29 protein-coding genes are annotated in these 26,897 nt (G+C 65.4%); 19 read left to right on the top strand and 10 right to left on the bottom strand.

All coding sequences use genetic code 11. The annotated features are described in order from the left end of the window. Window positions 1-60 precede the first annotated feature (60 nt). Together AC5RWX_RS19240 and AC5RWX_RS19235 are read right to left on the bottom strand one after the other, a co-directional pair. Window positions 61-681, bottom strand: coding sequence for an MBL fold metallo-hydrolase (locus AC5RWX_RS19240; RefSeq protein ID WP_494097927.1), 621 nt, complete (start codon window positions 679-681; stop codon window positions 61-63). Then, window positions 678-1,784: an S-(hydroxymethyl)mycothiol dehydrogenase gene (locus AC5RWX_RS19235; protein ID WP_494097926.1), complete on the bottom strand. Its 1,107-nt coding sequence runs from the start codon at window positions 1,782-1,784 to the stop codon at window positions 678-680. The genes AC5RWX_RS19240 and AC5RWX_RS19235 overlap by 4 nt, the downstream gene beginning before the upstream one ends. 520 nt (window positions 1,785-2,304) lie before the next feature. Between AC5RWX_RS19235 and AC5RWX_RS19230 the strand changes: the two genes are divergently transcribed. The 5 genes from AC5RWX_RS19230 to AC5RWX_RS19210 all read left to right on the top strand — a co-directional run bounded on the left by AC5RWX_RS19230 (window position 2,305) and on the right by AC5RWX_RS19210 (window position 6,570). Continuing rightward, complete coding sequence (locus AC5RWX_RS19230) at window positions 2,305-3,558, top strand: aminopeptidase P family protein (RefSeq protein ID WP_494097925.1); 1,254 nt, start codon at window positions 2,305-2,307, stop codon at window positions 3,556-3,558. A 139-nt stretch (window positions 3,559-3,697) separates the two neighbouring features. Next, on the top strand, window positions 3,698-4,507 hold the full coding sequence (locus tag AC5RWX_RS19225; RefSeq protein ID WP_494097924.1) for an IclR family transcriptional regulator: 810 nt from the start codon (window positions 3,698-3,700) through the stop codon (window positions 4,505-4,507). 9 nt (window positions 4,508-4,516) lie between these two features. Next, a complete protein-coding gene (locus AC5RWX_RS19220; RefSeq protein WP_494097923.1) occupies window positions 4,517-5,335 on the top strand; it encodes an HAD family hydrolase in 819 nt (272 codons plus the stop codon). Window positions 5,336-5,445: 110 nt separating this feature from the next. Further along, window positions 5,446-5,694 carry a hypothetical protein gene (locus AC5RWX_RS19215; protein WP_494097922.1) on the top strand — a complete coding sequence of 83 codons (249 nt, stop codon included), beginning with the start codon at window positions 5,446-5,448 and terminating at the stop codon, window positions 5,692-5,694. A 48-nt stretch (window positions 5,695-5,742) separates the two neighbouring features. Further along, window positions 5,743-6,570 carry a glycerophosphodiester phosphodiesterase family protein gene (locus AC5RWX_RS19210; RefSeq protein ID WP_494097921.1) on the top strand — a complete coding sequence of 276 codons (828 nt, stop codon included), beginning with the start codon at window positions 5,743-5,745 and terminating at the stop codon, window positions 6,568-6,570. Window positions 6,571-6,584: 14 nt separating this feature from the next. Here the strand turns inward: AC5RWX_RS19210 and AC5RWX_RS19205 are convergent, their stop codons facing one another. Continuing rightward, the gene (locus AC5RWX_RS19205) at window positions 6,585-6,971 is read right to left on the bottom strand and encodes a hypothetical protein (RefSeq protein WP_494097920.1); all 387 of its coding nucleotides are present in this window, start codon (window positions 6,969-6,971) and stop codon (window positions 6,585-6,587) included. A gap of 140 nt (window positions 6,972-7,111) precedes the next feature. Between AC5RWX_RS19205 and AC5RWX_RS19200 the strand changes: the two genes are divergently transcribed. After that, window positions 7,112-7,348, top strand: coding sequence for a DUF6480 family protein (locus AC5RWX_RS19200; RefSeq protein ID WP_494097919.1), 237 nt, complete (start codon window positions 7,112-7,114; stop codon window positions 7,346-7,348). Between the two features lie 120 nt (window positions 7,349-7,468). On the opposite strand, the gene AC5RWX_RS19195 is transcribed toward AC5RWX_RS19200, so the two are convergent. From AC5RWX_RS19195 to AC5RWX_RS19185, 3 genes are all read right to left on the bottom strand, one after another. Then, on the bottom strand, window positions 7,469-8,419 hold the full coding sequence (locus AC5RWX_RS19195; protein ID WP_494097918.1) for an EAL domain-containing protein: 951 nt from the start codon (window positions 8,417-8,419) through the stop codon (window positions 7,469-7,471). Between the two features lie 285 nt (window positions 8,420-8,704). After that, window positions 8,705-10,237 (bottom strand): putative bifunctional diguanylate cyclase/phosphodiesterase, encoded by a 1,533-nt coding sequence (locus AC5RWX_RS19190; protein ID WP_494097917.1) that lies wholly within the window; start codon window positions 10,235-10,237, stop codon window positions 8,705-8,707. A gap of 18 nt (window positions 10,238-10,255) precedes the next feature. After that, window positions 10,256-11,905 carry an ATP-binding protein gene (locus AC5RWX_RS19185; protein WP_494097916.1) on the bottom strand — a complete coding sequence of 550 codons (1,650 nt, stop codon included), beginning with the start codon at window positions 11,903-11,905 and terminating at the stop codon, window positions 10,256-10,258. 220 nt (window positions 11,906-12,125) lie between these two features. On the opposite strand from AC5RWX_RS19185, the gene AC5RWX_RS19180 reads away from it, so the two are divergent. The 5 genes from AC5RWX_RS19180 (at window position 12,126) to AC5RWX_RS19160 (ending at window position 16,033) form a co-directional block, all read left to right on the top strand. Beyond that, window positions 12,126-12,899, top strand: a complete 774-nt coding sequence (locus AC5RWX_RS19180) for a class I SAM-dependent methyltransferase (protein ID WP_494097928.1) — start codon at window positions 12,126-12,128, stop codon at window positions 12,897-12,899. 135 nt (window positions 12,900-13,034) lie between these two features. Next, a complete protein-coding gene (locus AC5RWX_RS19175; RefSeq protein WP_494097915.1) occupies window positions 13,035-13,484 on the top strand; it encodes a Rho termination factor N-terminal domain-containing protein in 450 nt (149 codons plus the stop codon). A 92-nt stretch (window positions 13,485-13,576) separates the two neighbouring features. Then, window positions 13,577-13,996 (top strand): hypothetical protein, encoded by a 420-nt coding sequence (locus AC5RWX_RS19170; RefSeq protein WP_494097914.1) that lies wholly within the window; start codon window positions 13,577-13,579, stop codon window positions 13,994-13,996. 17 nt (window positions 13,997-14,013) lie between these two features. Further along, window positions 14,014-14,823 carry an SDR family oxidoreductase gene (locus AC5RWX_RS19165; RefSeq protein WP_494097913.1) on the top strand — a complete coding sequence of 270 codons (810 nt, stop codon included), beginning with the start codon at window positions 14,014-14,016 and terminating at the stop codon, window positions 14,821-14,823. An 85-nt stretch (window positions 14,824-14,908) separates the two neighbouring features. Continuing rightward, on the top strand, window positions 14,909-16,033 hold the full coding sequence (locus AC5RWX_RS19160; RefSeq protein WP_494097912.1) for a glycerate kinase: 1,125 nt from the start codon (window positions 14,909-14,911) through the stop codon (window positions 16,031-16,033). 28 nt (window positions 16,034-16,061) lie between these two features. Here the strand turns inward: AC5RWX_RS19160 and AC5RWX_RS19155 are convergent, their stop codons facing one another. Together AC5RWX_RS19155 and AC5RWX_RS19150 are read right to left on the bottom strand one after the other, a co-directional pair. Then, complete coding sequence (locus tag AC5RWX_RS19155; protein ID WP_494097911.1) at window positions 16,062-16,376, bottom strand: LuxR family transcriptional regulator; 315 nt, start codon at window positions 16,374-16,376, stop codon at window positions 16,062-16,064. Window positions 16,377-16,537: 161 nt separating this feature from the next. Beyond that, window positions 16,538-17,035 (bottom strand): DUF6328 family protein, encoded by a 498-nt coding sequence (locus AC5RWX_RS19150; protein WP_494097910.1) that lies wholly within the window; start codon window positions 17,033-17,035, stop codon window positions 16,538-16,540. A gap of 209 nt (window positions 17,036-17,244) precedes the next feature. Between AC5RWX_RS19150 and AC5RWX_RS19145 the strand changes: the two genes are divergently transcribed. The 5 genes from AC5RWX_RS19145 (at window position 17,245) to AC5RWX_RS19125 (ending at window position 21,582) form a co-directional block, all read left to right on the top strand. Beyond that, on the top strand, window positions 17,245-18,144 hold the full coding sequence (locus AC5RWX_RS19145; protein WP_494097909.1) for an SDR family oxidoreductase: 900 nt from the start codon (window positions 17,245-17,247) through the stop codon (window positions 18,142-18,144). A 46-nt stretch (window positions 18,145-18,190) separates the two neighbouring features. Further along, window positions 18,191-18,556 carry a hypothetical protein gene (locus AC5RWX_RS19140; RefSeq protein ID WP_494097908.1) on the top strand — a complete coding sequence of 122 codons (366 nt, stop codon included), beginning with the start codon at window positions 18,191-18,193 and terminating at the stop codon, window positions 18,554-18,556. 132 nt (window positions 18,557-18,688) lie between these two features. After that, window positions 18,689-19,588: a glycosyltransferase family 2 protein gene (locus AC5RWX_RS19135; RefSeq protein WP_494097907.1), complete on the top strand. Its 900-nt coding sequence runs from the start codon at window positions 18,689-18,691 to the stop codon at window positions 19,586-19,588. Between the two features lie 102 nt (window positions 19,589-19,690). Then, window positions 19,691-20,551, top strand: a complete 861-nt coding sequence (locus AC5RWX_RS19130; RefSeq protein WP_494097906.1) for a GAF domain-containing protein — start codon at window positions 19,691-19,693, stop codon at window positions 20,549-20,551. Further along, the gene (locus tag AC5RWX_RS19125; protein ID WP_494097905.1) at window positions 20,548-21,582 is read left to right on the top strand and encodes an SGNH/GDSL hydrolase family protein; all 1,035 of its coding nucleotides are present in this window, start codon (window positions 20,548-20,550) and stop codon (window positions 21,580-21,582) included. Before AC5RWX_RS19130 ends, AC5RWX_RS19125 begins: the two co-directional genes overlap by 4 nt. Here the strand turns inward: AC5RWX_RS19125 and AC5RWX_RS19120 are convergent. Then, window positions 21,579-22,931 (bottom strand): uracil-xanthine permease family protein, encoded by a 1,353-nt coding sequence (locus AC5RWX_RS19120; RefSeq protein WP_494097904.1) that lies wholly within the window; start codon window positions 22,929-22,931, stop codon window positions 21,579-21,581. The genes AC5RWX_RS19125 and AC5RWX_RS19120 overlap by 4 nt on opposite strands. 192 nt (window positions 22,932-23,123) lie before the next feature. On the opposite strand from AC5RWX_RS19120, the gene AC5RWX_RS19115 reads away from it, so the two are divergent. Both AC5RWX_RS19115 and AC5RWX_RS19110 read left to right on the top strand, forming a co-directional pair. After that, on the top strand, window positions 23,124-23,729 hold the full coding sequence (locus AC5RWX_RS19115; RefSeq protein ID WP_494097903.1) for a malonic semialdehyde reductase: 606 nt from the start codon (window positions 23,124-23,126) through the stop codon (window positions 23,727-23,729). A gap of 127 nt (window positions 23,730-23,856) precedes the next feature. After that, window positions 23,857-24,345, top strand: a complete 489-nt coding sequence (locus AC5RWX_RS19110) for a 2'-5' RNA ligase family protein (RefSeq protein ID WP_494097902.1) — start codon at window positions 23,857-23,859, stop codon at window positions 24,343-24,345. Here the strand turns inward: AC5RWX_RS19110 and pgm are convergent. Next, a complete protein-coding gene (gene pgm / locus AC5RWX_RS19105; protein ID WP_494097901.1) occupies window positions 24,342-26,006 on the bottom strand; it encodes a phosphoglucomutase (alpha-D-glucose-1,6-bisphosphate-dependent) in 1,665 nt (554 codons plus the stop codon). The genes AC5RWX_RS19110 and pgm overlap by 4 nt on opposite strands. A gap of 249 nt (window positions 26,007-26,255) precedes the next feature. On the opposite strand from pgm, the gene AC5RWX_RS19100 reads away from it, so the two are divergent. Beyond that, on the top strand, window positions 26,256-26,897 hold a 642-nt coding region (locus AC5RWX_RS19100), incomplete at its 3' end, for an NERD domain-containing protein (protein WP_494097900.1).

The raw sequence follows: 26,897 nt of genomic DNA, 5'->3' as shown, positions 1-26,897 counted from the left end.
GGTCTTCCCGGGCGCGCCCTCGCTGGCACCGGTGGATCCCACTGCTGAAGAATCCGCTGCCTACTGGGCGACCTTCGCCAGTGTCTCCCGCTCGGCCTCGATGGTGGTGTTCTCGCCATGGCCGGTGCGGACCACGGTTTCGGCCGGCAGCGGAAGCAGGCGTTCGCGGATGGAAGCCAGGATGGTGGGGTAGTCGCTGTAGGAACGCCCCGTGGCACCCGGACCGCCGTTGAAGAGCGTATCCCCCGTGAAGACGGTCCCCTCGCTCTCCAGCAGGAAGCAGGTGGAACCGGGGGAGTGGCCAGGGGTGTGGATTGCCCGCAGGCTTGCCCCGGCCACCTCGAAGACGTCGCCGTCGGCCAGCTCACGGTCCGGCTTTGAACCGGGGTAGACCTGCTCCCAAAGGACCAGGTCTTCCGGGTTCAGGTAGATGGGGGCACCCACGGCTTCCGCGACCTCACGTGCCGCACCGATATGGTCGTTGTGAGCGTGGGTAAGGAGGATGGCCTGGACCTTCCGGCCCTGGACCTGATTGATGATGGCCCTGGCGTCGTGAGGCGAGTCAATGATCACGCACTCGGTGTCGTTGCCCACGATCCAGACGTTGTTGTCCACGTCCCACGTGCCGCCGTCGAGCGAAAACGTACCCGAGGTGACCAGGTTCTCGATCTTTACGCTCATGCCGACGCTCCCGCCGCAGGAATTTCAACAACCGAGCGCAGGACCTTGCCCTCGTGCATCTTGTCGAAGGCCTCTTCCACCTGGTCGATAGTGATGCGCTCCGAGACGAAGGCGTCCAGGTCAAGGTTCCCCTGCTTGTAATGCGATACCAGCATCGGGAAGTCCCGCGAGGGCAGGCAGTCGCCGTACCAGGAGGACTTCAATGACCCGCCGCGGCCGAAGACGTCCAGCAGCGGCAGTTCCAGCTTCATGTCCGGCGTCGGGACGCCCACCAGCACCACCCGGCCGGCGAGGTCCCGGGCGTAGAACGCCTGCTTGTATGTTTCAGGGCGGCCGACGGCGTCAATCACCACGTCGGCCCCGTTGCCGCCGGTAAGGGCACGGATGGCCTCAATGGGGTCTTCCTTGCTGGAGTCAATGCCGTGCGTGGCGCCCAGGGACTTAGCCATCTCAATCTTGTTGTCGTCGATGTCCACGGCGATGATCGTGGTGGCACCGGCCAGCTTCGCGCCGGCAATCGCGGCAATGCCAACGCCGCCGCAACCGATCACGGCCACGGACTCGCCACGCTTGACTTCACCGGTGTTGATCGCGGCACCAATGCCGGCCATGACACCGCAGCCGAGCAGGCCAACGGCGGCAGCATCGGCCTCGGGATCTACCTTGGTGCACTGCCCCGCAGCAACAAGGGTCTTCTCGGCGAAGGCGCCAATGCCCAGGGCTGGGGAGAGTTCGGTGCCGTCCTCCAGGGCCATCTTCTGGGTGGCGTTGGCGGTGTTGAAGCAGTACTGCGGCTGGCCCTTGGCGCAGGCGCGGCACTGTCCGCACACTGCACGCCAGTTCAGGATCACTTGGTCGCCGGGAGCCACGGAGGTGACGTCGGGGCCTACGGCGCTGACCACGCCTGTTGCCTCATGGCCCAGCAGGAAGGGGAAGTCATCATTGATTGCGCCCTGCTTGTAGTGCAGGTCCGTGTGGCAGACACCGCAGGTGAGGATATCAACCAGAGCCTCACCCGGCCCTGGATCCGGCACCAGGATGGTCTCCACTGACACCGGGGCGTTCTTCTCCTTGGCAATGACTGCCCTGACTTTGTGCACCATGAGCTGGTGTTCCTTTCCTAGAAAACCGGGAATCCTGGCGGCGGTACCCGGGGCAGGTCCGCCGCCCGACTCAACGATCTCATGCCGCCGCTCCGGGCTGCAGCGGTGGTTGCTGGGCCAGTTTTTAGTGCGTATTACACAACAAGGTGCGTATAGCGCGTACTCGAAATATGTCAGCCGTCACAGAGTGGTGTCAATACCACTGCGGGATTCAGGGCGTGCGCCGCGGCCTGATTTAGGAGCCGTACGCGCCCATTACATGCAACTCTAATGCCTTTGAAGCAACTGGGGCTTCGCGATACCGCGATCGGCGTCCGATGCTTACCCAGAAACCATTGACCCTCGGGGCTGTCCGCCCATAAGCTGTTGCAACAAGGTTGCGTTACACGCAACTACCAAATAGTCGCTGCTCTGTGGGTCGAAAGGTTCACCCGGTCCGTCGGCCCAGCGTGCGACACACGACGAGGCGCCCGCACGGCAACCCACCCTAAGAAACGCACTGCAGAAAGGCATCATCACGATGACCATCACCACCGATAACGCAACCACCGTCGCCGAACTTGAGCGCACCAAAATCCTCAGAAACGGCGAAAAGGTCAGCCTCACGTTCTCCGACGCTGAGTTTGAGCGCCGCATCGCCGGCCTCCGCCGGATCATGGCGGAGAAGGACCTCGACGCCGTCGTCCTTACCAGCTACCACTCCATCAAGTACTACTCCGACTTCCTTTTCACCACCTTCGGCCGCCCATACGGCATGGTGGTAACCAGGGATGACACCGTCACCGTCACGGCCAATATCGATGCAGGGATGCCTTGGCGCCGAAGCTACGGCGACAACATCGTGTACACGGACTGGCGCCGCGACAACTACATCTTCGCCATCCAGGAAGTCCTGCGCACCCGTGGCATCAACCCGCGCCGCCTCGGCGTCGAGGACGATTCGCTGCCGCTGGACAACCGCAACAAGATCCAGGCCGCATTCCCGTCCGCAGCCCTCGTGGACGTCGCCCAGGCAGCCATGCGCCAGCGCATGATCAAGTCGGTAGAAGAGATCGAGGTCATCAAGCACGGCGCACGCATCGGTGACCTGGGCGGCGAGGCCATCCGCAACGCCATCACCGCCGGGATCACGGAGTACGAGGTGGCACTGATCGGCACTGAGGCCATGGTGCACGAGATCGCCCGTACCTTCCCGGACTCCGAAATCCGTGACACCTGGGTATGGTTCCAGTCGGGCATCAACACCGACGGCGCTCACAACTGGGCCACCACCCGGAAGATCCAGGAACACGACATCCTGTCCCTGAACTGCTTCCCCATGACCTCCGGCTACTACACGGCCCTCGAGCGGACGCTGTTCTACGGCGAACCTGACAAACGGTCGCTGGAGCTGTGGAACATCAACGTCGAGGTCCACAAGCGGGGCCTTGAGCTGATCAAGCCCGGTGCGGTGTGCAAGGACATTGCCGCTGAGCTCAACGAGATCTACGTCGGCCACGGCCTGCTGGCCAACCGCACCTTCGGCTACGGACACTCCTTCGGCGTCCTGAGCCACTACTACGGCCGGGAAGCCGGGCTGGAGCTCCGCGAGGACATCGACACGGTGCTCGAACCGGGCATGGTGGTGTCCATGGAACCGATGATCACAGTCCTCGACGGCCAGCCGGGCGCCGGCGGTTACCGCGAACACGACATCCTGGTGGTGGGGGAGGACGGCGCGGAGAACATCACCAAGTTCCCGTTCGGGCCCGAGTGCAACATTATCGGCGCCTGATCTCCCCGCAACCGTTCCCTGGCCCTGAAGGCACGGCCAGGGAATGCGGCCGGGGCCCCTTATCAGGGCCCAAAACCGGAAGCGGCGTAATCATCATCGCGCCGCTTCCGGCGCCCGTTAAGGAATGATGGGTAACACCATGAGCGCAACAGACCCCGAGACCACAGGCAACGGCGACAGCAAGGGCGCCTCCGTTATCGTCAACGCGATCGCCGTCCTCCGCACCTTCACCGCGGACGAGCCCCTCCTGGGGGTCACCGAGATCGCCAACCGTGTGGGGCTCCATAAAAGCACCGTCTCGCGGATCCTGGCCACCTTCGAACAGGAACACCTCGTGGAACGTGACGCCGAGACGCGCCGCTTCCGGCTGGGACTCGGACTGATCGCTGTGGCCGGCCCCCTGCTGGCGGAACTGGACGAGCGGCGCGTCGCCTACCCTGTGCTCCGCGAACTGTCGGAGCAGACCGGCGAAACCAGCGCCCTCATGGTCTGGAGTGGTGACGAATCCATTTGCGTCGAGCAAATCGCCAGCCACCACCAGATCAAGCACACCACCCCGCTGGGTGCCCGGTACAGCGATGCCCTCAGCGCCTCAGTCCAGGTTTTCCTTGCGCAGGAACCCGAAGGCCGTGTCCGTTCCCTCCTCAGCAGCGGTGCCATCACCTACCCCGGCTTGGATGAGTCGAGTATGGACGCCTACCTGGTCCGCCTGAAGGACGACCTCCGCCGCGGCTGGGCTATCAATTATGGGGAAACCTCCATCGACGAAGTGGGCTTGGCAGCGCCTGTTTACGATCACCGTGGGGAGGTGGTGGCTGCGGTCCTGATCCCGGCGCCACGGTTCCGGGTGTCCCAGGACCGGCTGAAGGCGCTCGGCGAATCCTGTGCCGCCGCGGCTGCTAAGGTCACTGCCCGGCTGGGTGGCAGGGCGCGTGGGGCCGCCACGTAGACTGGCAGGATGCGGTTGGTAGCAAGTGACATTGACGGAACGATCCTCGGACATGATGGAAAGATCAGCGACCGCACCGTCCGTGCCTTCCACGCCTGCCGGGACGCCGGCGTCGGACTCGTTTTTGTCACCGGCCGGCCGCCGCGCTGGCTCCACCCCCTGCAGGACCAGCTGGGGCACACCGGGACAGTCATCTGTTCCAACGGGGCCGTGGTTTGGGACCTCGAGGCTGAACAGCTGGTGTCCGCCCGCACCCTGGCCATCGACTCCGTGCTGGAGATCCGCCGCATCATCAAGGAGCTCCGCCCGGGCGCCCTCTTCGCCGCGGAGACACTGACAGGCTTCCACCTCGAGCCTGGCTTCATCGAAAACGGTTCCTCCGAACTGCTCTCGGAATTCACCCCGGCGCCGCTGGCCGAAACCCTCACCACGGACGACGCCGTCGTGAAGTTCCTGGCGATTGTCCGGGAGGGAACGGCCGACGACTTCCTGGCGGAGGTGAGGCCCGCCGTCGAACATCTGGCCGCCGCCACGCACTCGTCGCCCGGCGTCTCCATGCTGGAGTTGTGCCTGCCCGGCATCAACAAGGCCGTGACGCTGGCGGAATACGCCGCCACACTGGGAATCGACGCCGCCGATGTCGTGGCGTTCGGGGACATGCCCAACGACATCGAGATGCTCCGCTGGGCCGGCCACGGCTACGCGATGGCGAGCGGCCACCCGGAGGCAATCCGCGCCGCGGGGCAACAGGCACCGCATTTTAACGACGACGGCGTGGCCCAGATCCTGGAGGCCCGTTTGGCGTCGCTGGGAGTCAAACCTCCCTGATCCCGCCAGGCAGCAGCTAATTTCCAGCTCGCGCTCACTTTGTGTTCACTTTTGCTCCCTACCGTGGGGCAAGGGGACCAAGGGCTCCCCTTTCGGCTCAAGGGGTAACGATGGCAAAAAACGTAAAGCACGACGCTGTTGATGTGCCGCTGCGCAGGGCAACTCCCGCGCCGCATTGGAAGCAGTTGCGCCAGGGCGACCGCGTCCGCGTGGTCTTCACGCCCGGATTTGAGAGCGGCGGCCTGGTGGACGCCATCACCGGCGACCATACCGCTGTGTGGATAAACCTCGACGGCGGCCGCGGCCGCACACTGCTGCACTGCAGCGACGGCGTGGAGATCCTTCCCGAAGAGGAATAGTCCGGCTAGAGCCGGCTGCGCCTCCCGGCGCTCCGGTACGCTCGCAGGGTGAGTTTGCCGTTCTTCAGCAGCCCGGACAAGACCGGACGCCAACCGACTGTCGCCATGGCTCACCGCGGGTTCTCCCCGGAGGGGCTGGAAAATTCGATGGCCGCGTTCCGCGCCGCCGTCGATCTCGGCTACCGCTACCTGGAAACCGACGTGCACACCACCGCGGACGGGGTGGTGCTCGTCTTCCACGATGACACCTTGGACCGGGTGACTGACGGGAGCGGGCGGATCGCCGCGCTCACCGCCGGTGAGGTAGCATGCGCGCGCATCAGTGGCCGCGAGCCGATCCCGACCTTTGATGATGTGGTCACCGGGCTGCCCGGGACCCGCCTCAATGTCGACGTTAAGGACTGGAACTCCGTCCGGAGCCTCGCTGCCGCCATCGAACGACACCAAGCGCACTCCCGCGTCCTGGTCACCAGCTTCTCGGACCGGCGGCGGCGCGCGGTGTTGAAGCTGTTGAGCCGCCCGGTGGCATCATCGGCCGGAGTTGTTCCGGTGGCTTTGTTCACCGTGCTCGGCCGGGTGCTCCCCGGACCCGCCTTCCGCCAAATCATGCGCCGGATCCTGCGCGATGTCCAGGCGCTCCAGGTTCCGGTGCGGCGCGGGAGGATCGAAGTGGTGACGCCCGGTTTTGTCCGCCGGGCGCACGCTTTGGGCCTAATGGTCCACGTTTGGACGGTCAATGACCCGGCGGAAATGCGCCGCTTGCTCCAGCTCGGGGTAGACGGCATTGTGACCGACCGCGCGGACCTCCTCCGTGACGTGCTGCAGGAACGCGGCGAGTGGCCGGGGCCGCCGGAAGAATTGCCGCCGCGCGCCTGACGAAGCTTTCGCAGTTACGGAGCCCCTGCGTCTCCGCCCGTAGGGGCTGCGGCGCGTCCAGTGAGTCCGGTTGCCTCTGTACTCGTCGTCCCGGCCTGGGCCGCCTTCCGGGCCTCCTCTTCGGAGGGGGCGTCGTCCTGCTCCGATTCCCTTTCATCGACGTCACCACCGAGGGGAGCTTCGGACACGGGGCCTGGGGCTGCGCCGGGCTTCAGGCCAGGAGCCTTTTGCTTTTCTGCTTCCATTGCATTGGATCCCTCGCTGATGGTGGAGTGGACTTCCACGGGGTCATTGGGATCCGTGGGGTCAGGAACATCCAGTTTTTCCGTGGCCTTGCTTGTTCCGGCCAGGTCCTCCATGGCGTTCTCCGCTGCCTTGCCGATGCTGTCGCCGATACCCATGAGACTCGCTCCTTCTGACATCGTGTAGCGGGCACCCCGCGGGGCTCCCGGAACATTACCCTTCCAGAATTATCAGCATGCTTACAATTAGTCCAGAGCCGGGGTGCGAAGCCACGGCCAGCAGAGGAAGGACGAGCACTGTGAGCAGCTACCATCCCGAAAACGACCCCGCAAACCCTGACCAGCCTGGCAAGGCTAAGCTGGACGCCAACGACGCGGGTGCCGCACAACAGGGCGGGCGGGACTCTGCCGGCTCAGCGAATCCGGACCCGGCGGCAGGGAACGTGACGGGGCTGGAGCCCGGCGGGGGAGTGCCCCCGGGTGAGACTCCTCCAGCCGAAGACCAGATGAGCGCCGACCAGGGGCACGATGAATAAACCCTCCGCCACGAACGACCCGGATCAGCACGAATAGCCCGTCCGGGCCCGGCGCGGGCTCCGTTCACCAGCGGCCCCGCCGGTCCCGGGCGTCAGCCAATCTTCAGCTTCGGCCGATCCTCAAAGGGAGTCGCTGGGTGGAGCAATCCTGCTGGACTTCTCGGGGCCGACGAGCTGCCGCTTGAGCCCGTCCATGTCGAGGCGGGTGTTCCAGCTTGCCCAGTCCTGCGGCCGAACGGATGGCCTGCCGAGCAGGTAGCCCTGGCCGGCGCTGATTCCAAGTTCCGTGAGGACCTCGAGTTCGCCGACAGTCTCAATGCCCTCAGCCACCAGGGTGGTGCCGATCTGTTCGGCGAAGTCCACCAGGCAGGCTGCCATTGCCCGCTGGATGCCGTCCTTGTCGACGTCGCCGATGACATTCCGGCCCACCTTCAGGAAATCGGGCCGCAGGTGCACCATCCGGCTCAGCGCGCCGGCCTCCGGGTGTGTGTCGTCAACGGCGATGCGCAGGCCCTTGTCACGCAGCGGGCTAACGGCGGCTATGAACTGGGGGTATTCCTCGTCGCTGATGGTTTCGGTCAGTTCCAGGACCACCCGGCTGATGGGAAGGTCAATGTGCTCGAACAGCTCCGGCAGGCGTGGGTCCAGGCATGAGGTGGGCGAAATGTTAAGCGAAACGTACAGGTCATCAGGAAGGTCCCTGGCGGCAACAGCGGCAGATCCGAGGGCGGAAAACTCGAGGTTCGCGCCCAGGCCCACTGCGGCGGCCTCCGCAAACCACAGTTCCGCGGCAGCACCGTCGTCGCTGACAAAGCGGGATAATGCTTCCACTCCCACCACGGATTCTTCCGCAAGCCCGTAAATGGGTTGGAAAGCCGTCATCAGCATCTGGCTGTCAAGCAAAGCGCTGATGCGGGACATGCTTCGAATCGCATCAACCTGTTCAGCGAGTCTTGGCGGGAGGGCGATGGATTCCAAGCGCATTTTCCTGGCGCTGTCTAGCGTCTCCACGGTATTGGCGTCGCTGCGCCGGGTTTCGAGGAGATATTCCAGCAAAGCCCGTTCAGGCACGCCGGGATTCTCGTCGAGACTGTTGCTAAGGCGCTGACGTACGGCGGCCCCGGATGGATCCGGGTCCCCCAAAACAGCGGCGATGATTCCCCACGCCTGTACACGAACCGACATTAGCTACGCCCCCAGTTGACGAAGTAATGACCCAGTGGCCCTTTGATGTTCAATTTCCAACCGCTTCTAAAGTCCTGTGCTGCTGATAGGCCGCGACATTCACGGCGACGAAAATCAGACCCAGCACGATGATCGTATATCGGGGCGGACAAAAGCGCAGTACTTTTTTCTCTACGGGTTTGTGCTTTCGGGTTGGCCTGCCAGGAGTTCCGGGACCTGCGCAGGTGGGACAGGCCGGCTGAAGTAGTAGCCTTGGGCGCTGAGGCAGCCCAGGCTGCGTAGTATTTCGGCCTGTTCGGCTGTTTCGACGCCTTCCCAGACCGCCTCCAGGCCGCATGCGCGGACGAGTTGCAGGACTGCGGCCACCAGGGCCGGCTGGGTGGGGTCGGTGCCGAGGCCGCTGATGAGGGAACGGTCCACCTTTACGCGGTCCACGGGCAGCCGGCGGAGGTAGCTGATGGAGGAGTAGCCGGTCCCGAAGTCGTCGATCTCGATCCCCACGCCGAGGCCGCGCAGGCCGCCCAGGGAGTAGCGGTCCAGTTCATTGCCCTTAACGATGGCCACTTCGGTCAGTTCCAGGACCACCTGCTCCGGCCGAACGAGGGTTTCCTTCAGGACATTCCGCACGTCCTCGATGAACTGAAGGCTTTGCAGGTCCGTGGCAGAGATATTGATCCGGACGGAAAAACGGCTGTCCACAAGGGAAGCGTCAATCCATTGGCGCAGCTGGTGCACCGCCGTGCGAAGCACCCACAGTCCAAGCACGGAAATCAGCCCCGCATCCTCGGCCAGTGGAATGAACTCGTCCGGCATGATGAGCCCGCGCGTCGGGTGGTTCCAGCGGACAAGGGCCTCCACACCTTCGATCCGGCCCGAGCTGAGTTCCACCACGGGCTGGTAATGCAACGTCAGGCCGTCATTCTTGATGGCAGCCCGAAGGTCCTCCACCAGCTGGCTGCGGAGCCTGCGGACCAGCAGGAGGCCTGGTTCGAACCGGTGGAGCCTGTTCTGGCCTTCCCCCTTGGAGGCGTACATGGCGACGTCGGCCTCCATCAGCATGTCCTCGGGGGTCTGCCCCGCTCCGCCAACACTCAGGCCTATGCTCGCACCACAGCGGATGCTTCGGCCCGGCAGTTCAATCGGTTCGTTCAACGCCGCAAGGATACGGTGGCCCACGATGGCTGCCTGGTCGGCGGGGACCGCCGGCATAACAATGGCGAATTCGTCCCCGCCGAGGCGGGCCACGACGTCGGTGGCGCGCACGGCACCCCGGATCCGTTCCCCCACTGTGATCAGGACTTGGTCTCCAGCGGTATGGCCCAGGCTGTCGTTGATGGATTTGAAGGCATCGAGGTCCATCAGCAGGATGGCGGGCCCCTCCGTGGCCTCGTCGTCATCAATCGCAGCGCGCAAGGCCTCGATCAGCGCCGAGCGGTTGGCCAGGCCGGTCAGCGGGTCCTGCATGGCCATCTTCTGCATTTCCAAGTGGGCCTCATGCAGCAGTTGCGTGCGCACCTGCACGCGCTGTTCAAGTTCCTCGTAAATGATCTGCAGGTCTTCGGCCAGCAGGTTGGTGCCCATGATGATGGCGTCAAGCTCATCGCGGGCGTCGGATACCTCGATCCGGGAGCTGAGGTCTCCCGATGCCAGCCGGACTATGCCTTCCAGCAGCTGGGAGAGCCGGGGATCGTTGTCGGCAAACATCGGTCCTCCTTCCCCTGCTTAGTTGGCCTGGTTCAGGTCGGCGTCCAGCGGAAGGCTGACGGTGACCGTTGTCCCCGCGCCAAGGGTGGACGCGACATCAATGTGGCCGCCATGGCGTGCCACGATGTCCTTGGTGATGGCCAGGCCCAGGCCAGTTCCCGGAATCGCTCCTGCCATGGCGTTGGAGGCGCGGTAGAACCGGGTGAAAACGTGGTCGATTTCCTCGCTGGAGATGCCGATGCCGTTGTCTGCGACGCTGACAGTGGCCCATCTCGTTCCGTCAGCGGCCGCGTGGGATTCGCTGCCCACCTCGATCCGGCCCCCGCTGGGAGTGAACTTGATGGCGTTGGACACCAGGTTGGTGAACACCTGCTGGAGTTGTACCTCGTCGGCGAGGATCTCAGGATCTTCAGGGAGGGGGTCGACGGCGATGGTGACGTTTTGCAGCTGCGCCAAGGGACGCAGGGCACCGGCCACAAGGTCCAGGGTCTGCCCGAGGCGCACCGGGGTGAGATGCATCAGATTGTCGTCAAGGCCGTTGCGGGAGACGCTCAGCATGTCCTCGATCAGCATCCGGAGCCGGTCCGTGTTCCGCACCACGATGTCCAACATCTGGTGGACCTCGGGGGAGACCGGCTGCTCAGTGCTCTCCTGGATCATGTCCAGGTACGCCATGATGGACGTCAGCGGTGTCCTCAGCTCGTGGTTGACGGTGGCAAGGAAGTCCGTTTTCGCCTTGTCGAGCTGCTGAAGCTGCTTGACCACCTGCTGCTGGCTGCTGATGAGGTGGCTTTGGATCAGCCCATGGGCGGCGTTGCCCGCAACGTGCTGGATCAGCCCCAGCTCGGCGCGGGACCATTGCCGGGGCTGGTCCAGCATTACGATCCAGATGATGCCCAGCGAGGAGCTTCCTTCGCCCATCGGCACGGCCAGCAGGGATGCAGCCGGTGCAAGGCGCGGGGCACTGGATGCTTCGCCTGTCCTTGTATCCTCTTCGGAGCCGTCGAAGGAAAGGGTTTCAGCCGCCGCCCAGAGCATATTGGCAGTGTGCCTGGCTGATTCCTGATCCGGGAGGGCTTCTGCGGGGAGCTTTTCCAGTCCGGGCCTGGTCCACGTGGCGGTAATCGGGGGAACCCGCTCGTCCTCGAAAGTGGTGAGCCGGACATGGTCGGCCTTGAATGTACGGCCGAAGCCCTCCACGACGAGGGACGCAATTTCCTGCGGATCGTTGGTGCCCCGAACGGCAGCGGACACCAGGCGGAGCTGCTCCCGGAGGCCTTCGGCCTCCTGCCGGGCGGCGGCGCGCCGGGACACCTGGGCGATGAGGGCAGTAGCGCGGTGCACGAGTTCTTTGGGTGGCACAGGCTTGGCGATGCAGTCGTGGATGCCGGGAGGCTGCATGGCTGCGAGCTCGGCCGGGCTGTCCAGGTCCACCATCACCAGGACGGGGGCTTCCGCTTCCACCGCGGACAGCACAGTATCAACCACGATGACCGACGGCTCCCCTGCGGCAAGCAGGGCGGCAAGCCTGCCCGCATCCCCTGCGGTACGGACCTCGTAGCCGGCGTCACGCAGCGCCTGCGCGTTAACCGTTAGCCTTGCGTCGTCGGGGTCCGCCACAACAGCGGTGCGGGGCACGGTCGAGTACCACGGCAGGTCAGCCGTCACAATGCCCCCTTCAATCCCAGTTGAGTACATTGTAGGGCGACGACGGCTGGATGAACCCGCAGAAGGTGCTCATCCCGCAAGAGTGACGAAACAACCGCCTCACGGACTGGCGCCGCACCGGAAACAGGCTGCTTGGCTGCCCGCCCCGCGGAGCACACCCTATATTTGATCCGTGTCCTCCCCAGTGAAATCAGTGCGCTCTGCCTGGCAGAAGTACCTGATGATCCCCAAACTCGTCCGGCTGTCCCGTTCCGCGCACAAGGACCGGCCCGTCGCGTGGGACAGGTACTGGGCGGGCATCAAGGTGACCGGCGCAGGCAGCGAGGTTCTCTGGGACTCGGGCAGGGACAATGAATTCCTGGGGTACAGGGATGTGCTGGTGCGCCACCTGGACCTGAAACTGCCTGTGGTGGACGTGGGATGCGGACACGGCAGCTTCACACGTGCCCTGGCCGGTGTCTTCTCCGAGGTGGTGGGCGTGGACGTATCCGCCCACGCAGTTGCCCGTGCCCGTAGGGAAGCGGAGATGGACAGCCGCGTCGCGGAACGTGTCCGCTACGAGGTGCGGGACATGACGGCGCCCGGCGCGGAAAGCGGTTTGGCGGACGAACGCGGGGCCAACGTCTTCATCCGCGGCGTGCTCCACGTGCTGGGCCCGGATGACCAAATGGCACTGGTGGAAAACCTACGGCTCCTGGCCGGCCCGCGCGGCACCGTATTCCTGGCCGAAACCAACTTCCAGGGAAACCCTGTGGATTACGTTTCCCACCTGGGCGCAACAGCCAAGGCGATCCCAGCGCCCCTGGAACGGGCCATCCGCGAACTGCCCATGCCCGGCCATTTCGGTCCGGCTGAACGGGCCCGTGTCCTGCCCGACGAGACTTGGGAGCTTCTCGAAGACGGCGCCGTGGCCATCGAAACGAATCCAATGACAGACGTGGCTGCGCAAAGCCTCATCCCCGGCTACTACGCGGTGGCGCGACCCCGGTCCTAGCCCTGCCGAGTCGCGCGGAGGTAGAATCTGCATCCGCGCCGCTGCATTGAGCCTGACCCCTTGACACGGAGGCGGGACGGGAGGCTACATAGTAAGTAGACTTACTAATTATCTCCAGGGGAAAGGATGGCTGCTATGGCACCGGACAAAGGCAGTAAGGCCCGTGAAGCGGAAGCGGACCGGGACGACGAGGACCTCGGCGCCGGCCCCGATGACGGGAAGGTCCGCACGGGCCCGGAGTCATCCAAATCACTGAAGTATTCGCAGGAGGTCACCTCAACGGACGACGAACCGGAGCGCGAGGGCCGGAGCCTTGTCACCACGCACCATGAAGTCATCAGGCAGTGGGCGGAGGAGCGCGACGGCGTTCCGGCCACGGTGGAGGGCACCGAGCACGGTGACCACCTTGGAGTGCTGCGGATCGACTTTGGCGGCGAAAACGACAAGCTTCGCCATATCGGCTGGGAGGAATGGTTTAAAACCTTCGACGCCCGCCAGCTGAACTTCATTTACCAGGAACAGCGCAGCGACGGCCAGCAATCCAACTTCTTCCGGCTGGAAAACCCCGGCAGGGAAGACGCCTAAGCCGCATCCGTCCCGCCGACCCCGCAAGACCAGCACCGGACCACCTCCGGCGCCTTCCCGTCGTCGGCGGGCGCAAAGCAACAGGAACAACCATGCGTGAACTAATCCCATCCGGTTCCCTCCGTGGGATGCTGCTGCCACCAACGTACGGCCGGCATGTCACGGACAACACCGCATTTACCGTCTTGTCCGTCGAGGTCTGGGCCACGGGCCTGGTGGTCAATATCCAGCTCGCATCTGACGGCGAACCGCAGCCCAAGATTATCCTCCAGGACCATTTCGGGACCGAGTATTCGCTGCGCAACTCCGCGAATCTGGGCTCCCGGAACCTGCAGGTTTTCACCCCGTCGGTGCCGCCGGGAACCAGGAGCCTGACCGTCAGGTCGGCTGACGACGCCCCAGCCAGGCCTGTTGTCACCTTCGCCGTCCCGCTTATGGCCGTGCGGGATGCCCCCGCAGGCTCGGACGACGCCGGCTACCCCTCGCGGCCGGAACTGCGCCGCCCCGCCTGATCATTCAAGGAGCAACCATGCAGGACACCACAGGGTTCAGCCCCGCTACCGCCATAGTGACCGCATCAGACTCCGGAATTGGCAAGGCCACAGCCGTGGCACTCGCCCATGCGGGCATGGACGTAGGCGTGACCTGGCATTCGGATAAGGCGGGCGCCGAAGCGACCGCGGAAGAAATCCGGGGCCTGGGCCGCAAGGCCGTGGTTCGGCAGTTGGATACCACGGACCTCCGGGCTGCCAGTGGCGTCATCGAGGACTTGGCCGAGGAACTGGGCGGCGTGGATGTGTTCGTCAACAATGCCGGGACCGGAGACGGCACCAAGTTCCTGGACCTCGACGTCGCCACCTGGATGCAAACCCTGGACACCAACCTCAACGGGGCATTCGTCTGCCTGCAGGCGGCCGCCCGGCGCATGGTCCAGGCAGGCAGGGGAGGCCGGCTTATCGCCGTGATCAGTGTCCATGAGTTCCAGCCGAGGGTGGGATCATCCGCCTACGACGCATCCAAGCATGGCTTGGGCGGCCTGATGAAAACGCTGGCCCTGGAACTCGCCGAGCACGGTATTACCGCCAACAGTGTTGCCCCCGGCGAGATAGCCACGCCCATGACGGGGCAGGAGGATGAGGATCCGACGGTGAAGGACAGGCCGGGGGTCCCGCTGGGCCGGCCGGGGGACGCGCGGGAAGTGGCTGCAGTCATTGCCTTCCTTGCTTCACCGGCCTCTAGCTACGTCACCGGAGCTTCGTGGGCAGTGGATGGCGGGATGCTGCAGATGGGCCCGCAGGGCGGCTCGCACATCACCAGTCACGAATGGCGCGAAGGGTAGGCATTCCGTCAGGCCGCCTGGAAGAAGCGCTTGGCCCTGTTACGGTCGGCAAGCGCTTTCCGCGTGCGGCTGGCATGATGGACCCATGCGCATTCTTATAGCTCCGGACAAGTTTAAGGGTTCCCTCACGGCTGCCGAAGCAGCTGCCGCCATCGCGCAGGGCGCGTTGCGCGTTTACCCCGACGCCGTCACCACGCAGTTCCCCATAGCCGACGGCGGCGAGGGCACCCTGGAAGCTGCCGTCGCTGCCGGTTACGAGGAGCGGATCAACGCGGTGGTGGGTCCCATCCTCGCCCCCGTCGGCGCGGCCTGGGCCATCAGGAAGGACGACGGCGGCAAGGTCACTGCCGTCATTGAAACGGCCCAGGCTTCCGGCCTGGCCGAAATGGAGCCCAGCCCCGCGAATGCGCTCCGCGCCCACAGCTACGGCTGCGGACAGCTGATTGCGGCAGCACTGGACGCTGGCGCCACCGAGATTGTGCTGGGGCTCGGCGGATCGGCAATGACCGACGGCGGCAGCGGCGCCCTGCGCGCCCTGGGCCTGAAGCCGCTCGACTCAGCCGGCAACGTGGTCCCCCTCGGCGGCGGATCACTCGCGGACGTCGTGGCGCTGGACTCCTCGGGGCTGGACCCCCGGCTGGCCGCCACCAGGTTCCGCATCGCCGTCGACGTGCGTAATCCGCTCTATGGGACGCTGGGCGCCGCGCACGTCTTCTCCCCGCAAAAGGGCGCGGACGAAGAGTCCGTGGAACTGCTCGACGCCGGACTCCGCAACTGGGCGTCCCTGCTTCGCGAGGCCACGGGCCGGGACGTCAACATCGAGGGGGCAGGCGCTGCCGGCGGCTTCCCGGCGTCGTTCCTTGCCTTCACAGACGCAGCGCTGGAAGGCGGCTTCGCGCTTGTGGCCGGACTCACCGGACTGGCGGACCAGCTGTCCGGAGCGGACCTGGTGATCACCGGTGAAGGCTCCATGGACGTCCAGTCGCTGACCGGGAAAGCCCCGATTGCGCTCGCGGACGCGGCCCGGGAACGGGGCATCCCGGTGATCGTGGTGGCCGGCAGGATACTGGTGACTCCTGAAGACCTCGCCGTGCACGGGGTGGTAGCTGCGGCGCAGCTGCTGGACGTGGCGTCCGGCCCGGAGGACGCGGTGGCTAACGCCGCCAAGTACCTGGCCTGGGCAACAAGCCAGGTACTTGAAGGCGCGTAGCCAGGCGTAGCGCGGCCGGCGCCTGGGCCTAGACGATGGTCTTGTTGCCCCGGCGGCGGTTCCAGATGAAAATCGCGATAAGCGTCAGCAGGATTATTCCGCCGATGACCCACGGGGTGTTGTCCACCCGGGTGGACTCGTTCTGGGCCGACTCACCCGTTCCGGGATTTGCCGGGCCAGTGGAAGCGGTGTCACCGGGCGAGGGTGTGGGCGATGCCGCGGACAGTGCAACGCTCGTTTCCGCCCGCTCCACCGGCGCGGAGGCATGGGCGGCGCCAAGGGGAACTGCCGGTGCGGCGAGCAGCAGCAGGGCCATCAGGGCGGCTTTAAGGAACGATTTCATAGGTTCTCCTGGTGTTGTCAGCGGCTGGTTGTTCCGGCCGCATGGCTGATAACTGGACACTTGGGTACTAACGGGTGGACATCTTCGGAGCCGGGACAAAGCGCAGTTGCCGGGCGCAACCCGTCCTGGGCGGCTCCGCGGTCCTCTTTCGGCGGTCGCTTCTACCTGGCTGCCTCGGCCCGCCTGTGCAGGTGCATGGGGACGTAGACCAGCAGGACCACCATCACGGCCATCAACGCTCCGCCGGCAGTGAGGCCGGCGGTGCGTCCTGCGGTAACGTCAAAGACCAATGCAGCAGTGCCCGCACTAAGCAGGGCAATTCCGGCAAGGATGATCTTGGCGATAGTGTCGCCACTGGAGACCAGGGTCTCCTTGAGCCTCTTCCGGAAAAGCCGCCGGTGAACGCTCACCGGCAGGAGGATAAGCGCCGTGGTCAGCGCAGCAATCACCACGTTGGTCAGGTAAAGGACAATCTGGAAGTCGTCAAGGTCTTCGAACCGCTCCTGGAAGGGCAATGTCAGCAGGAACCCGGCCAGGATTTGCACGCCCATCTGCAGGACCCGCATCTCCTGCAGCAATTCCGCCCAGTTGCGGTCCAGCTGTTCCTCGCGGGTCTCATTCCTGCCTGTCCGGCCGGTGTAATCCTCAACATCCGACATTGCCTCTCCTTCGCGCCATCCTGGCCCTCGCCACCCTTCTACTGCCCAGGTACCCAGAAACCAGGGCGACATTGCGTCGTCCGCCACATTTGGTAAGTTTACTGATTATTCGCGCGGAACGGTGGACTTTGCTCCTCCGGCCGGGATAGCTTCGAAGGGCCGGTGCACGGCTGGGCCTTCGGAAACCGACAAAGTGAGTAGGCGGAACTATGAGCGGTACGGAAAAGCAGACAGACCAGCCGAAGGACCCCCGGGGCGGCTACCACGCCGGCCCCTTTCCGGAGCAGGAGCAGAAGCAGCCCGGCCTGACGGCGCCCATGGACCCGAAGCCGGACCACGGCGAGCTCAGCTATGAGGGGCACGGAAAGCTGCAGGGCAAGGCCGCACTCATCACGGGTGGGGATTCGGGCATCGGCAAGGCCGCTGCCATCGCCTTCGCCCGTGAAGGCGCAGACGTCGCCATCTCCTACCTCCCCGAAGAGGAGGAAGATGCCCAGGACACCGCGGATTGGATCCGCAAGGCCGGGCAGCGTGCGCTCCTCTTTGCCGGTGACGGACGCGAAGAGGAGTTCAGTACCCGGATCGCCAATGAAACGGCAGCCGAGTTCGGACGCCTCGACGTGGTGGTGCTGAACGCGGCTTACCAAAAGAACCGCGAAAGCCTGGAGTCATTGCCCACGGAGGAATTTGACCGGGTCTTCAAGACCAACCTGTACTCTCTGCTGTGGACGGCCCGGGCGGCCATCCCGCACCTTAAGGCCGGCGCGTCGATCATCACCACCTCCTCTGTCCAGGCCTTCGTACCATCGCCGAACTTGATCGACTACGCCATGACCAAGGCCGCTCAGGTGGCATTCACCAAAGCGCTGGCCCAGGAACTTGGCCCGAAGGGAATCCGCGTCAACGCTGTTGCCCCCGGACCGATCTGGACTCCGCTGATTCCAGCTACAGAGTGGCCCGACAAGCTGCCGGAGTTTGGCCAGAACACCCCGCTGGAGCGGGCCGGCCAGCCCGCAGAGCTTGCTGCGGCCTACGTCCTGCTGGCCTCGGAAGACGGATCCTACATTTCCGCCGCCGTGCTGCCGGTGACCGGCGGCAAGGCGCTCTGAGCAGCCACCGCCCGCAGTTCCGCTTCATCCAACAACAGGAGGAACCATGACACAGGAAAACCAGCACGCCCAGCCGGAAACGGATCCGGGCGGTTACGGCACACCAACCGCGGAGCAGGAAATGGGCGGCGCGCAAACCGAGGTTTCGGACACCGGCAGCACGGGCGAGACGGACAATGTAGGCACGAACGAGCCCCAGTCCGGCACCAGCGAGGATCCCGTGCCGCGCGACGTGGACCTTCCTTCCGGGGAAGCCGAACTGGATGAAGGCAACGACGACTCCCAGGGGTCAGCGCCGGTGTCCTCGGAGCCTGGGCAGGAAGCCGCGGGAATCCCGGACGGCAGCGGCAATGACCTGCCGAAGGAGAAGTCGCCCAACGACGACGGCGGCGAAAGCTTCGACGCCGGCTAAACGCTGCGGTCCCGCTTCCATGGGCAGCGCCCAGGCCTTCGCCGTGCACGGGCATACATTGCGGTGCGATGGGTACAGAACCAGCGAACCCCATTCGCTATCAATGCCGAGGCAGGCGCCAGGAGGTGGGCTGTGAGCAGGAAATCGTCGGAACAGTGGGCAAGGCCTGTTGCAGGGCCGGACAGCGTGACGGTCGACGTGCTGGTTCCTACCTGCAACCGTCCGGCGGAACTCGCTGTGACACTGTCGGGTCTTGCCGGGCAGGCTAACCCCGCCTTCCGCGTGGTGGTCAGCGACCAGTCCACTGATACCCCTGGCTGGGAACATCCGGCAGCTGCGGCGATGGTGCGCGTCCTCCAAGCCCAGGGCCGCCAGGTGACGCTTCTCCGGCACCTGCCACGGCGTGGACTTGCCGAGCACCGCCAGTTCCTGCTGGACCAGTCGACGGCGGAGAAATGCCTTTTCCTCGATGATGACGTATGGCTGGAACCCGGTGCCCTGGAGCGGCTCAGCCGGGCACTGGACGAACTGGACTGCGGCTTTGTGGGAATGGCCCCGCAGGGCTTGTCCTACCTGGATGACAGGCGGCCGGAGCAGACTGCCGGCTTCGAGCCCTGGAACGGTTCCGTGCAGGCGGAACGCATTCGGCCCGGGGCTCCCGGGTTCGATCGGTGGCCGCTCCACAACGCCGCCAACCTTACCCACCTCAGCGCTGACCTTTCATTGGAACCGGGGGAGTGGGTGCCCTACCGGATTGCGTGGCTCGGGGGATGCGTGCTTTACCGGCGTGAGGCGCTGAACACTGCGGGCGGCTTCGGATTCTGGAACAGCCTCCCCGTTGACCACGCCGGGGAAGACGTCGTAGCCCAGTGGCAGGTCATGGAAAGGTATGGCGCGGCCGGCATCCTGCCCTCCGGCGCTGTCCATCTGGAGTCCCCCACCACGGTGACGGACCGCAGGGTGGAGGCCTACGACGTCGTACTCCTCAGGAATTCGCCCGCGTACGCAGGACATACCGCCGCCGGAGACTAAGCAGCTCGGCCCCGCTGGCCCTCCCGCCCGCACGGCGGGCGACGTATCCTTAAAAAATCGAGGTTTTGCAGTAGGCCGACGCGCTCAACAAAGGCGTGGAACATGGCCGCTGAACCCACAGGGCACGTTGGCTGGGGACCGCTCCCACTGCCCCCGGAACCGGTTTTCGACAGCAAGGACGTCGAAAACTACCTTTGGGAAGTCACCCATGACTTCATGGCGGACATCAAAGGCGAAGGCCGGGGCATCGGCTGGGCAGCCACCCTCTTCCGCTTGGGGAAGGGGCACACTATCGCCGCGAGCACGGATCAGGCACGCGAAGCGGACCGTGAACAGTGTTCCTTCGCCGACGGGCCGGTCATCGAGGCCCTGCGCAGCGGCGAATTCGTGTTGCTCTCCGACGTCAGCCGTGACCGGCGCTGGCCCGGGTACGCGAGCGCGGCTGCAAGCCATGGCGTCCAGTCCCTCCTATCGGTGCCGATCGTCGCCGAGGGCGCGACAAGCGCCGCCATCAACCTTTATGCGTCCTCACCCCATGCCTTCACCAGCGATGACCTGCTCCGCATCCGGAGTTACGTCCAGCAGGTGGCCCGCGCGCTGCGCGTGGTGGTGCGGGTGGCAGAGCGCGCGGAAGCGACGGCAGGCCTCGCCGTCGCCCAGAGCTCGCTGGTCCTGGTGGACCTTGCGGTGCGTAGCCTGATGGACGAGTACGAACTCTCCCGGGAGGGTGCCCTGCGGTTCCTGCAGAGGGAGGCGTCGCACCACGAGCTGGGTCTGCGTGATGCCGCCCTGACCATAGTTGCGCCGGGAACCGGCCGGGATCCTTCCGGACCGCGGCGGGAGGCGTTCGAAGACATCGAGGACTTCCGCCTGGTGGCGCCTGCGGAGCTGGACCAGCCGCTTGAGGCAGTTGCTGCCCCGGAAGCGGATCCTTCCCCCAAGGTGAGAGGACGGCGCTCATGACCACCGACCAGCAGGAGACATGGCAAGGACGGCCGCCTGCAGCGCGGCACCCCTGGCACCGCTTCGTAGCCCTCGGCGACTCCTACACCGAAGGGGTAGGTGACCCCGAGCCCCGCAGCATCGGCGGGCTTCGCGGCTGGGCTGACCGGGCGGCGGAGGAACTCAGCGCAGGCCAGAGCGACTTCGCCTACGCCAACCTTGCAGTGCGCGGATTGCTGCTCCAGGAAATCCTGGACGGGCAACTGGAACCTGCCTTAGCCCTCGCTCCCGACCTCGTGGGAATGTCCGGCGGCGGAAACGATATCGTTTTCCACCGGGGCGACCCGGACAAGCTGGCCGAGAAGATGGACCAGGCGGTGGGCCTCCTGGCTGGAACCGGCGCCACGGTCCTGCTGTTCGCCGGACCGGACTGGGGCAGTACGCCGGTGTTGGGTCAGATTCGGGGGCGGCTGGCCATCTACAACGAACACCTCCACACCGTCGCCCTGCGCCACCACGCCGTGATGGTGGACCTGTGGTGCTTGCCGGCCCTCCACGACGCCCGGATGTGGGACCGGGACCGGCTGCACCTTTCGCCGCTGGGCCACCACGCAGTGGCCGTTGCAACCCTTGACGCGCTGGGAATACCTCATTCGCTCAAGTCCCTGGAGCCGCGGCCGGTGCCAACGCATGGCTGGACTCAGGCCAGGGCTGAAGACCTGATCTGGGCCAAAGAGTATCTGTTTCCGTGGGTCCTGCGGCGGCTCCGGCCCCGGCCGGCGTCCCTGGCCGCGAAGCGGCCGCAGGCAGGCCCTGTCTTCGGCCTGGGCCGGCCTGGTCCGTTCCCGCCCGGCCATCCGGCCGGGTCCTTGGCGCCTGACAGGCTGGAAGACGTCGCGGTAAAGACGATCGGTACCGGGACCGCAGGCGGGATTGCAGACGCTGCGGTGCCGGAGGGCGAGGCCAAGCGAGAGGGCAGGGCCGGTCGCGAGGGCAGTGCCAATCGGGGGAGCAGGGCGGAACGGGACGTGGGTGAATCCGAAGTGGCCTAGCGCTTCTTCGGCGCCCGCTTTGCTGCCGCGTTCAAGGCTGCCTTGGCTGCAGGCGGCAGGCCGGCCTGCTCGGTCTCGGGCTCAGCCACGGTGCCCCTGGCCTTGGCGATGGCCTTCATGCCGTGGTAGATGACCAGGGCAGAGGCCGATCCGAGTGCGATGCCCGTGAACTTGAGGTCGCCGATGGTCCATGTGTAGTCGGCGATGCCGATGATCAGGGCAACAGCGGCGGTCGTCAAGTTCACTGGATTGGAGAAGTTCACCTTGTTCTGCACCCAGATCTTCACACCCAGGATGCCGATCATGCCATACAGCATCGTGGCTGCGCCGCCCAATACCCCCGGCGGAACGGTGGCGATGAGCTCTCCGAACTTGGGGGAGAAGCTCAGCAGGATGGCGAAGACGCCCGCTACCCAGTAGGCCGCCGTGGAATAGACCTTGGTGGCGGCCATCACACCGATGTTCTCGGCATAGGTGGTGGTGCCGGAACCGCCGCCGAAGCCGGCCAGGACGGTGGCGGCGCCGTCAGCCATCAAGGCACGGCCGGAGACGCCGTCGAGGTTTTGGCCTGTCATTGCGGCTACGGACTTCACGTGGCCAATATTCTCCGCCACCAGCACCAGCACAACGGGTACGAACAGGCCCAGGACGCCCACATGGAACTCAGGGGTCTGGAACTGCGGCAGGCCCACCCAGGCGGCTGCCTCCATCTTTTCGTAGCTCACCTCGCCCCGGAGCATGGCCACGAGGTAGCCCACAACCACGCCCACCAGGATGCTGAGGCGGCCCAGGATGCCGCGGAAGAGGACGCTCACCAGGATGATGGTGGCCAGTGTAACGACGGCGGTGACGGGGGCGGCGTCGAAATTGTTCTTCGCCGCGGGGGCAAGGTTGAGTCCGATCAGCGCCACGATAGCGCCGGTGACGATGGGCGGCATGAGCCGGTTGATCCAGCCTGCGCCGAACTTCTGCACGATGGCGCCCACCAGGGCCAGGACCGCGCCGGCCAGGACCACCCCACCCAGGGCGCCGGGCACGCCGAACTGCTGCTGGGATGCCATGATGGGGGCGATGAACGCGAAGCTTGAGCCGAGGTAGCTGGGCACGCGGCCCTTGGTGATCACCAGGAACAGCAGCGTGCCAATGCCCGAGAAGAACAAGGTGGTGGCAGGGGGCATCCCGGTGATGATGGGCACCAGGAAGGTGGCGCCGAACATCGCCACCACGTGCTGCATGCCCACGCCGATGGTCAGCGGCCATACTAGCCGCTCGTCCGGGGCTACCACGAGGCCCGGCTTGATGGACTTGCCGGTGCCGTGCAGCTTCCATTTGATTCCGAGCATGCTCATGGTGGGGGCCTTTCAAAGGGGGTGCCGGGTGAAGGCAAAATCAACTCGCTCCAGAATACCGCCCGCCTTTATGCCGGTCAGCTGTGCCCAACGTCACCCGCCGTCACGGAAGAGGGACCCGCTACTTGAAGTTGCAACTATGGACAGCAACGAGGCCACCCCAGCAGCGGGAGGCGCAGCGAAAGGTAAGCCATGACCATTGCCCACGAAGAAGCAGTCATCGATTCGGCCGCCGTCGACGCCATCTTCGCCCAGGCCCGCACCGCCAACTCCTTCACCGGAGAGGTGAGCGACGAACAGGCCCAGGCGATCTACGAACTCACGAAGTTCGGCCCCACAGCCTTCAACTCCCAGCCCCTGCGCGTCACCTACGTCCGCTCCGACGAGGCCCGCGACAAGCTGGTGGACGCCCTCATGCCCGGCAACCGCACCAAGACGGCCTCCGCCCCGCTGGTTGCCATCCTCAGCTACGACGTCGACTGGGCAGGGCAGTGGGACAACTTCCTCCCCGGCTACAACGCGCCGAAAGTCATGTACGACGCCAACCCGGAACTGGCTGCCGCCACGGGCAACAACAACGCCCACCTGCAGGCCGGTTACTTCATCCTGGCTGTCCGCTCCCTCGGGTTTGCAGCAGGTCCCATGACCGGCGCCGACTTCGGTGCCATTGACACCGCCTTCTTCCCGGAGGGTGACCAGAAGAGCTTCCTGGTGGTCAACATCGGCCAGCCCGCCGAGGACGCCTGGGGTGAAGCCAAGCCCAAGTTTTCCTACAAGGACGTTGTCCGCACCGTCTAACCCCCGGGCGCTCTCTCACTTACTGCCTCATTTCCGCCAGCGCTCGCCCACTCGGTGAGAGAGCGCTGGCGTTTAAGGCGCATCATGTGCGAGAGCGTTTGAGTGGGGGCAGTGGGAGACTGGGCAGATGCGGAACCTTATCCTGGTTGCCTTCGTCGAACCCGTGGCGGACGGGCTGGTTTTCCCGCGGACGCACTGGCCCCTGCACATCACGCTTGTGAGATTCGACGTCGGCACTGATGACTCGGTTGACCACGTGGCAGCCCTTGCCGCACCACACGCCGGGGCAGCCTTGGGTACCGGCCTCACAGTGGGGGAAGACGCCGGTTTTGGCCGGAACGGTTCTGTGCCCGTCAGCCTCATCCAACCGCAGCCGGACCTGCAGGCCCTGCACGAGCTGTTGGTTATGGCAATCCAAGGCCTTGGCGGCAAGGTCCTGACGCCGGCCCACACGATGTCGGGTTACCGGCCCCACGTCTCACACCACGGGGACAAGCGCCTGAACCCGGGAGACGCCGTCGTGCTTGACCGGATCGCCTTGGTGGACATGGCGCCGGACGGTGACCACACCATCCGGCGCATCCTCCGGCTATGGAGCCAAGAGGCAGCCGGCTAGGCGATGACGCCGTCCACCAGGGCCTTGGCTTCCGCCTGCACCTGCTGGAGGTGGTCCCCGCCCTTGAAGGACTCGGCGTAGATTTTGTACACGTCCTCGGTGCCCGACGGGCGGGCGGCGAACCAGGCGTTCTCCGTGACCACCTTGAGCCCGCCGATGGAGGCGCCGTTGCCGGGAGCCTGCGTGAGCTTGGCGATAATCGGCTCGCCGGCCAGCTCAGTGGCCGTGACGTCCGACGGCGACAGCTTGCCGAGTGCCGACTTCTGCTCCCGTGTGGCTGCTGCGTCGATGCGGGCATAAACGGGCGCGCCGAACTGGTCCGTCAGGCCCTTGTAGAGCTGGGACGGGGACTTGCCCGTGACGGCGGTGATCTCCGAGGCGAGCAGTGCCAGCAGGATGCCGTCCTTGTCCGTGGTCCAGACGCTGCCGTCCAGCTTGTTAAAGGATGCGCCGGCGGACTCCTCGCCGCCGAATGCGCCTTCACCGGAAAGCAGGCCCGGCACAAACCACTTGAAGCCCACCGGGACCTCCACCAGCTTGCGGCCCAGACTTTCCGCCACGCGGTCGATGATCGAGGAAGACACCAGGGTCTTGCCCACCACCGACTCGGGGTTCCAGCCACTGCGGTTGCGGTACAGGTAGTCGATGGCGACGGCGAGGTAGTGGTTGGGGTTCATCAGCCCGCCGTCCGGGGTGACGATGCCGTGGCGGTCGGCGTCGGCGTCGTTCCCGGTGGCGATGTCGAAGGCCGACTGGCCGGACGATGAGGCGTCAGACATCCGCTTGATCAGGGAAGCCATGGCAGCGGGCGAGGAGCAGTCCATCCGGATCTTCTCGTCCCAGTCCAGCGTCATAAAGGCCCACTGCGGATCCACGCTGGAATTCACCACGGTGAGGTTCAGGTGGTGGCGCTCGCCGATCTCACTCCAGTAGTCCACGGCGGCGCCGCCCATGGGGTCCGCACCGATCCGGACGCCGGCGTCGCGGATGGCGTCAAGGTTAAGGACGGAGGGGAGGTCGTCCACGTAGCTGCTGAGGAAGTCGAATTTGCCCGTCGTGTCAGCCGCCAGCGCGTCGGCCAGCGGGATGCGCTTGACGCCGTGCAGCCCGTTCTCAAGCAGTTCGTTTGCGCGGTTCGCGATCCAGCCGGTGGCATCGGAATCGGCCGGGCCGCCGTGCGGTGGGTTGTACTTGAAGCCGCCGTCAGCCGGCGGGTTGTGGCTGGGGGTGACCACGATGCCGTCAGCCTGCGGAGCGCCGGCACCGGCGTTTCTGTTATAGGTGAGGATGGCGTGGCTCAGCGCCGGGGTGGGGGTGTAGCCGTGGCGGGCGTCGATAAGCACCTGGACGCCGTTGGCGGCCAGCACCTCGAGCGCGGAGTTCTGCGCCGGCTCGCTCAGGGCGTGGGTGTCCTTGGCGAGGAACAACGGGCCGGTGATGCCCTGTCCCGCCCGGTACTCCACGATGGCCTGGGTGATGGCGACGATGTGCTTCTCGTTGAAGGACGCCTTGAGGCTGGAACCGCGGTGCCCCGAGGTTCCGAACGCCACGCGCTGGCCGGGATCACCCAGATCCGGCGTGATGTCGTAATACGCGTCGAGAAGCGCTGTGATGTCAACAAGGTCCTGGGGTTGGGCAACTGTACCCGCGCGGCTAGCCATGGCACCAGCATGCCAGACCCGGGCCGCAGCCAAAACGATCCGTCCATAATCCGGGCCCCTGTGTCCCGCCCTGTGACGGAACAACGTCATCAACCCAAGTAGCTCACCTGAGTACCGGAACCGCAAAGTACTTATATACCGCCGCCAGCGCGCCCTGTTATTTTCGAAAAAATCGGGCGGAATGTCCAGAAGCAAAGGGATAACGGCGGTCTCCCGCCGTCGTCCTCCGGCAAGGGAAGCAGGGCGGCCATGGGGGCAGGGGACGGGGCAAGGGAGCAGTCCAGGCTGGCTGCGGAAAGGGTTGCCAGGCTCAAGCGCCGGCTCGACCAAGCCGAAAATTCCACCAAGGCCTGGGATACCGGTGCCATTGGCGGACAGGTAGTGGCTGAGAAGCTGAGTGAACTGGTTCCGCGCGGCTGGTACGTGCTGCATGACGTCTACTGGCCGGGCAGGCCCAAGGCCAATTTGAACCATGTCCTGGTGGGGCCGGGCGGTGTTGTGGTGGTGGACGACAAGAACTGGACCGGAGAAGTCCGCGTGGCCTCGGGGGTCCTGTGGCAGGGCCGCTACGCCCGGACCCAGGCCGTGGAAGGGGCGCTGGCCCAATGCGCCGCCGTCGCCTCCGTGATGGCCCCGCCGCACCGCAGGCTGGTGCGTCCGCTCATTTGTATGTCCGCGCAGCCGGACCTTTTTGGCGTGACGAACTCCGATGTCGCCGTGGCCGGCGCCCAGCGTGTAGTGGGCGCCATCGAATCACTCCCGCCGGTGCTCGACCAGCAGACGGTGGTGGGGCTCTACGAGCGCCTCGGCCAGGAGCTCACGCAGGAACAGGAGCCTGGAATCACCGCGTTCCGTAATGTCCGGCCCGGAACGGTGGTTCGGCCTGCGGAG

Source organism: Arthrobacter sp. SPT-J7 (assembly GCF_059089965.1).
This window is presented reverse-complemented; position numbering and strand designations above follow the sequence as displayed.

Excerpts from the sequence above, each read along its gene's own strand:
- AC5RWX_RS19215 (WP_494097922.1), top strand. The coding sequence starts at position 5,446 with ATGGCAAAAAACGTAAAGCACGACGCTGTTGATGTGCCGCTGCGCAGG.
- AC5RWX_RS19220 (WP_494097923.1), top strand. The coding sequence starts at position 4,517 with ATGCGGTTGGTAGCAAGTGACATTGACGGAACGATCCTCGGACATGAT.
- AC5RWX_RS19150 (WP_494097910.1), bottom strand. The coding sequence starts at position 17,035 with ATGTCGGATGTTGAGGATTACACCGGCCGGACAGGCAGGAATGAGACC.
- AC5RWX_RS19230 (WP_494097925.1), top strand. The coding sequence starts at position 2,305 with ATGACCATCACCACCGATAACGCAACCACCGTCGCCGAACTTGAGCGC.
- AC5RWX_RS19170 (WP_494097914.1), top strand. The coding sequence starts at position 13,577 with ATGCGTGAACTAATCCCATCCGGTTCCCTCCGTGGGATGCTGCTGCCA.
- AC5RWX_RS19240 (WP_494097927.1), bottom strand. The coding sequence starts at position 681 with ATGAGCGTAAAGATCGAGAACCTGGTCACCTCGGGTACGTTTTCGCTC.
- AC5RWX_RS19180 (WP_494097928.1), top strand. The coding sequence starts at position 12,126 with ATGATCCCCAAACTCGTCCGGCTGTCCCGTTCCGCGCACAAGGACCGG.
- AC5RWX_RS19120 (WP_494097904.1), bottom strand. The coding sequence starts at position 22,931 with ATGAGCATGCTCGGAATCAAATGGAAGCTGCACGGCACCGGCAAGTCC.
- AC5RWX_RS19115 (WP_494097903.1), top strand. The coding sequence starts at position 23,124 with ATGACCATTGCCCACGAAGAAGCAGTCATCGATTCGGCCGCCGTCGAC.
- pgm (WP_494097901.1), bottom strand. The coding sequence starts at position 26,006 with ATGGCTAGCCGCGCGGGTACAGTTGCCCAACCCCAGGACCTTGTTGAC.
- AC5RWX_RS19205 (WP_494097920.1), bottom strand. The coding sequence starts at position 6,971 with ATGGGTATCGGCGACAGCATCGGCAAGGCAGCGGAGAACGCCATGGAG.
- AC5RWX_RS19190 (WP_494097917.1), bottom strand. The coding sequence starts at position 10,237 with ATGTTTGCCGACAACGATCCCCGGCTCTCCCAGCTGCTGGAAGGCATA.
- AC5RWX_RS19235 (WP_494097926.1), bottom strand. The coding sequence starts at position 1,784 with ATGGTGCACAAAGTCAGGGCAGTCATTGCCAAGGAGAAGAACGCCCCG.
- AC5RWX_RS19175 (WP_494097915.1), top strand. The coding sequence starts at position 13,035 with ATGGCACCGGACAAAGGCAGTAAGGCCCGTGAAGCGGAAGCGGACCGG.
- AC5RWX_RS19125 (WP_494097905.1), top strand. The coding sequence starts at position 20,548 with ATGACCACCGACCAGCAGGAGACATGGCAAGGACGGCCGCCTGCAGCG.
- AC5RWX_RS19145 (WP_494097909.1), top strand. The coding sequence starts at position 17,245 with ATGAGCGGTACGGAAAAGCAGACAGACCAGCCGAAGGACCCCCGGGGC.
- AC5RWX_RS19165 (WP_494097913.1), top strand. The coding sequence starts at position 14,014 with ATGCAGGACACCACAGGGTTCAGCCCCGCTACCGCCATAGTGACCGCA.
- AC5RWX_RS19225 (WP_494097924.1), top strand. The coding sequence starts at position 3,698 with ATGAGCGCAACAGACCCCGAGACCACAGGCAACGGCGACAGCAAGGGC.
- AC5RWX_RS19140 (WP_494097908.1), top strand. The coding sequence starts at position 18,191 with ATGACACAGGAAAACCAGCACGCCCAGCCGGAAACGGATCCGGGCGGT.
- AC5RWX_RS19130 (WP_494097906.1), top strand. The coding sequence starts at position 19,691 with ATGGCCGCTGAACCCACAGGGCACGTTGGCTGGGGACCGCTCCCACTG.
- AC5RWX_RS19110 (WP_494097902.1), top strand. The coding sequence starts at position 23,857 with ATGCGGAACCTTATCCTGGTTGCCTTCGTCGAACCCGTGGCGGACGGG.
- AC5RWX_RS19160 (WP_494097912.1), top strand. The coding sequence starts at position 14,909 with ATGCGCATTCTTATAGCTCCGGACAAGTTTAAGGGTTCCCTCACGGCT.
- AC5RWX_RS19155 (WP_494097911.1), bottom strand. The coding sequence starts at position 16,376 with ATGAAATCGTTCCTTAAAGCCGCCCTGATGGCCCTGCTGCTGCTCGCC.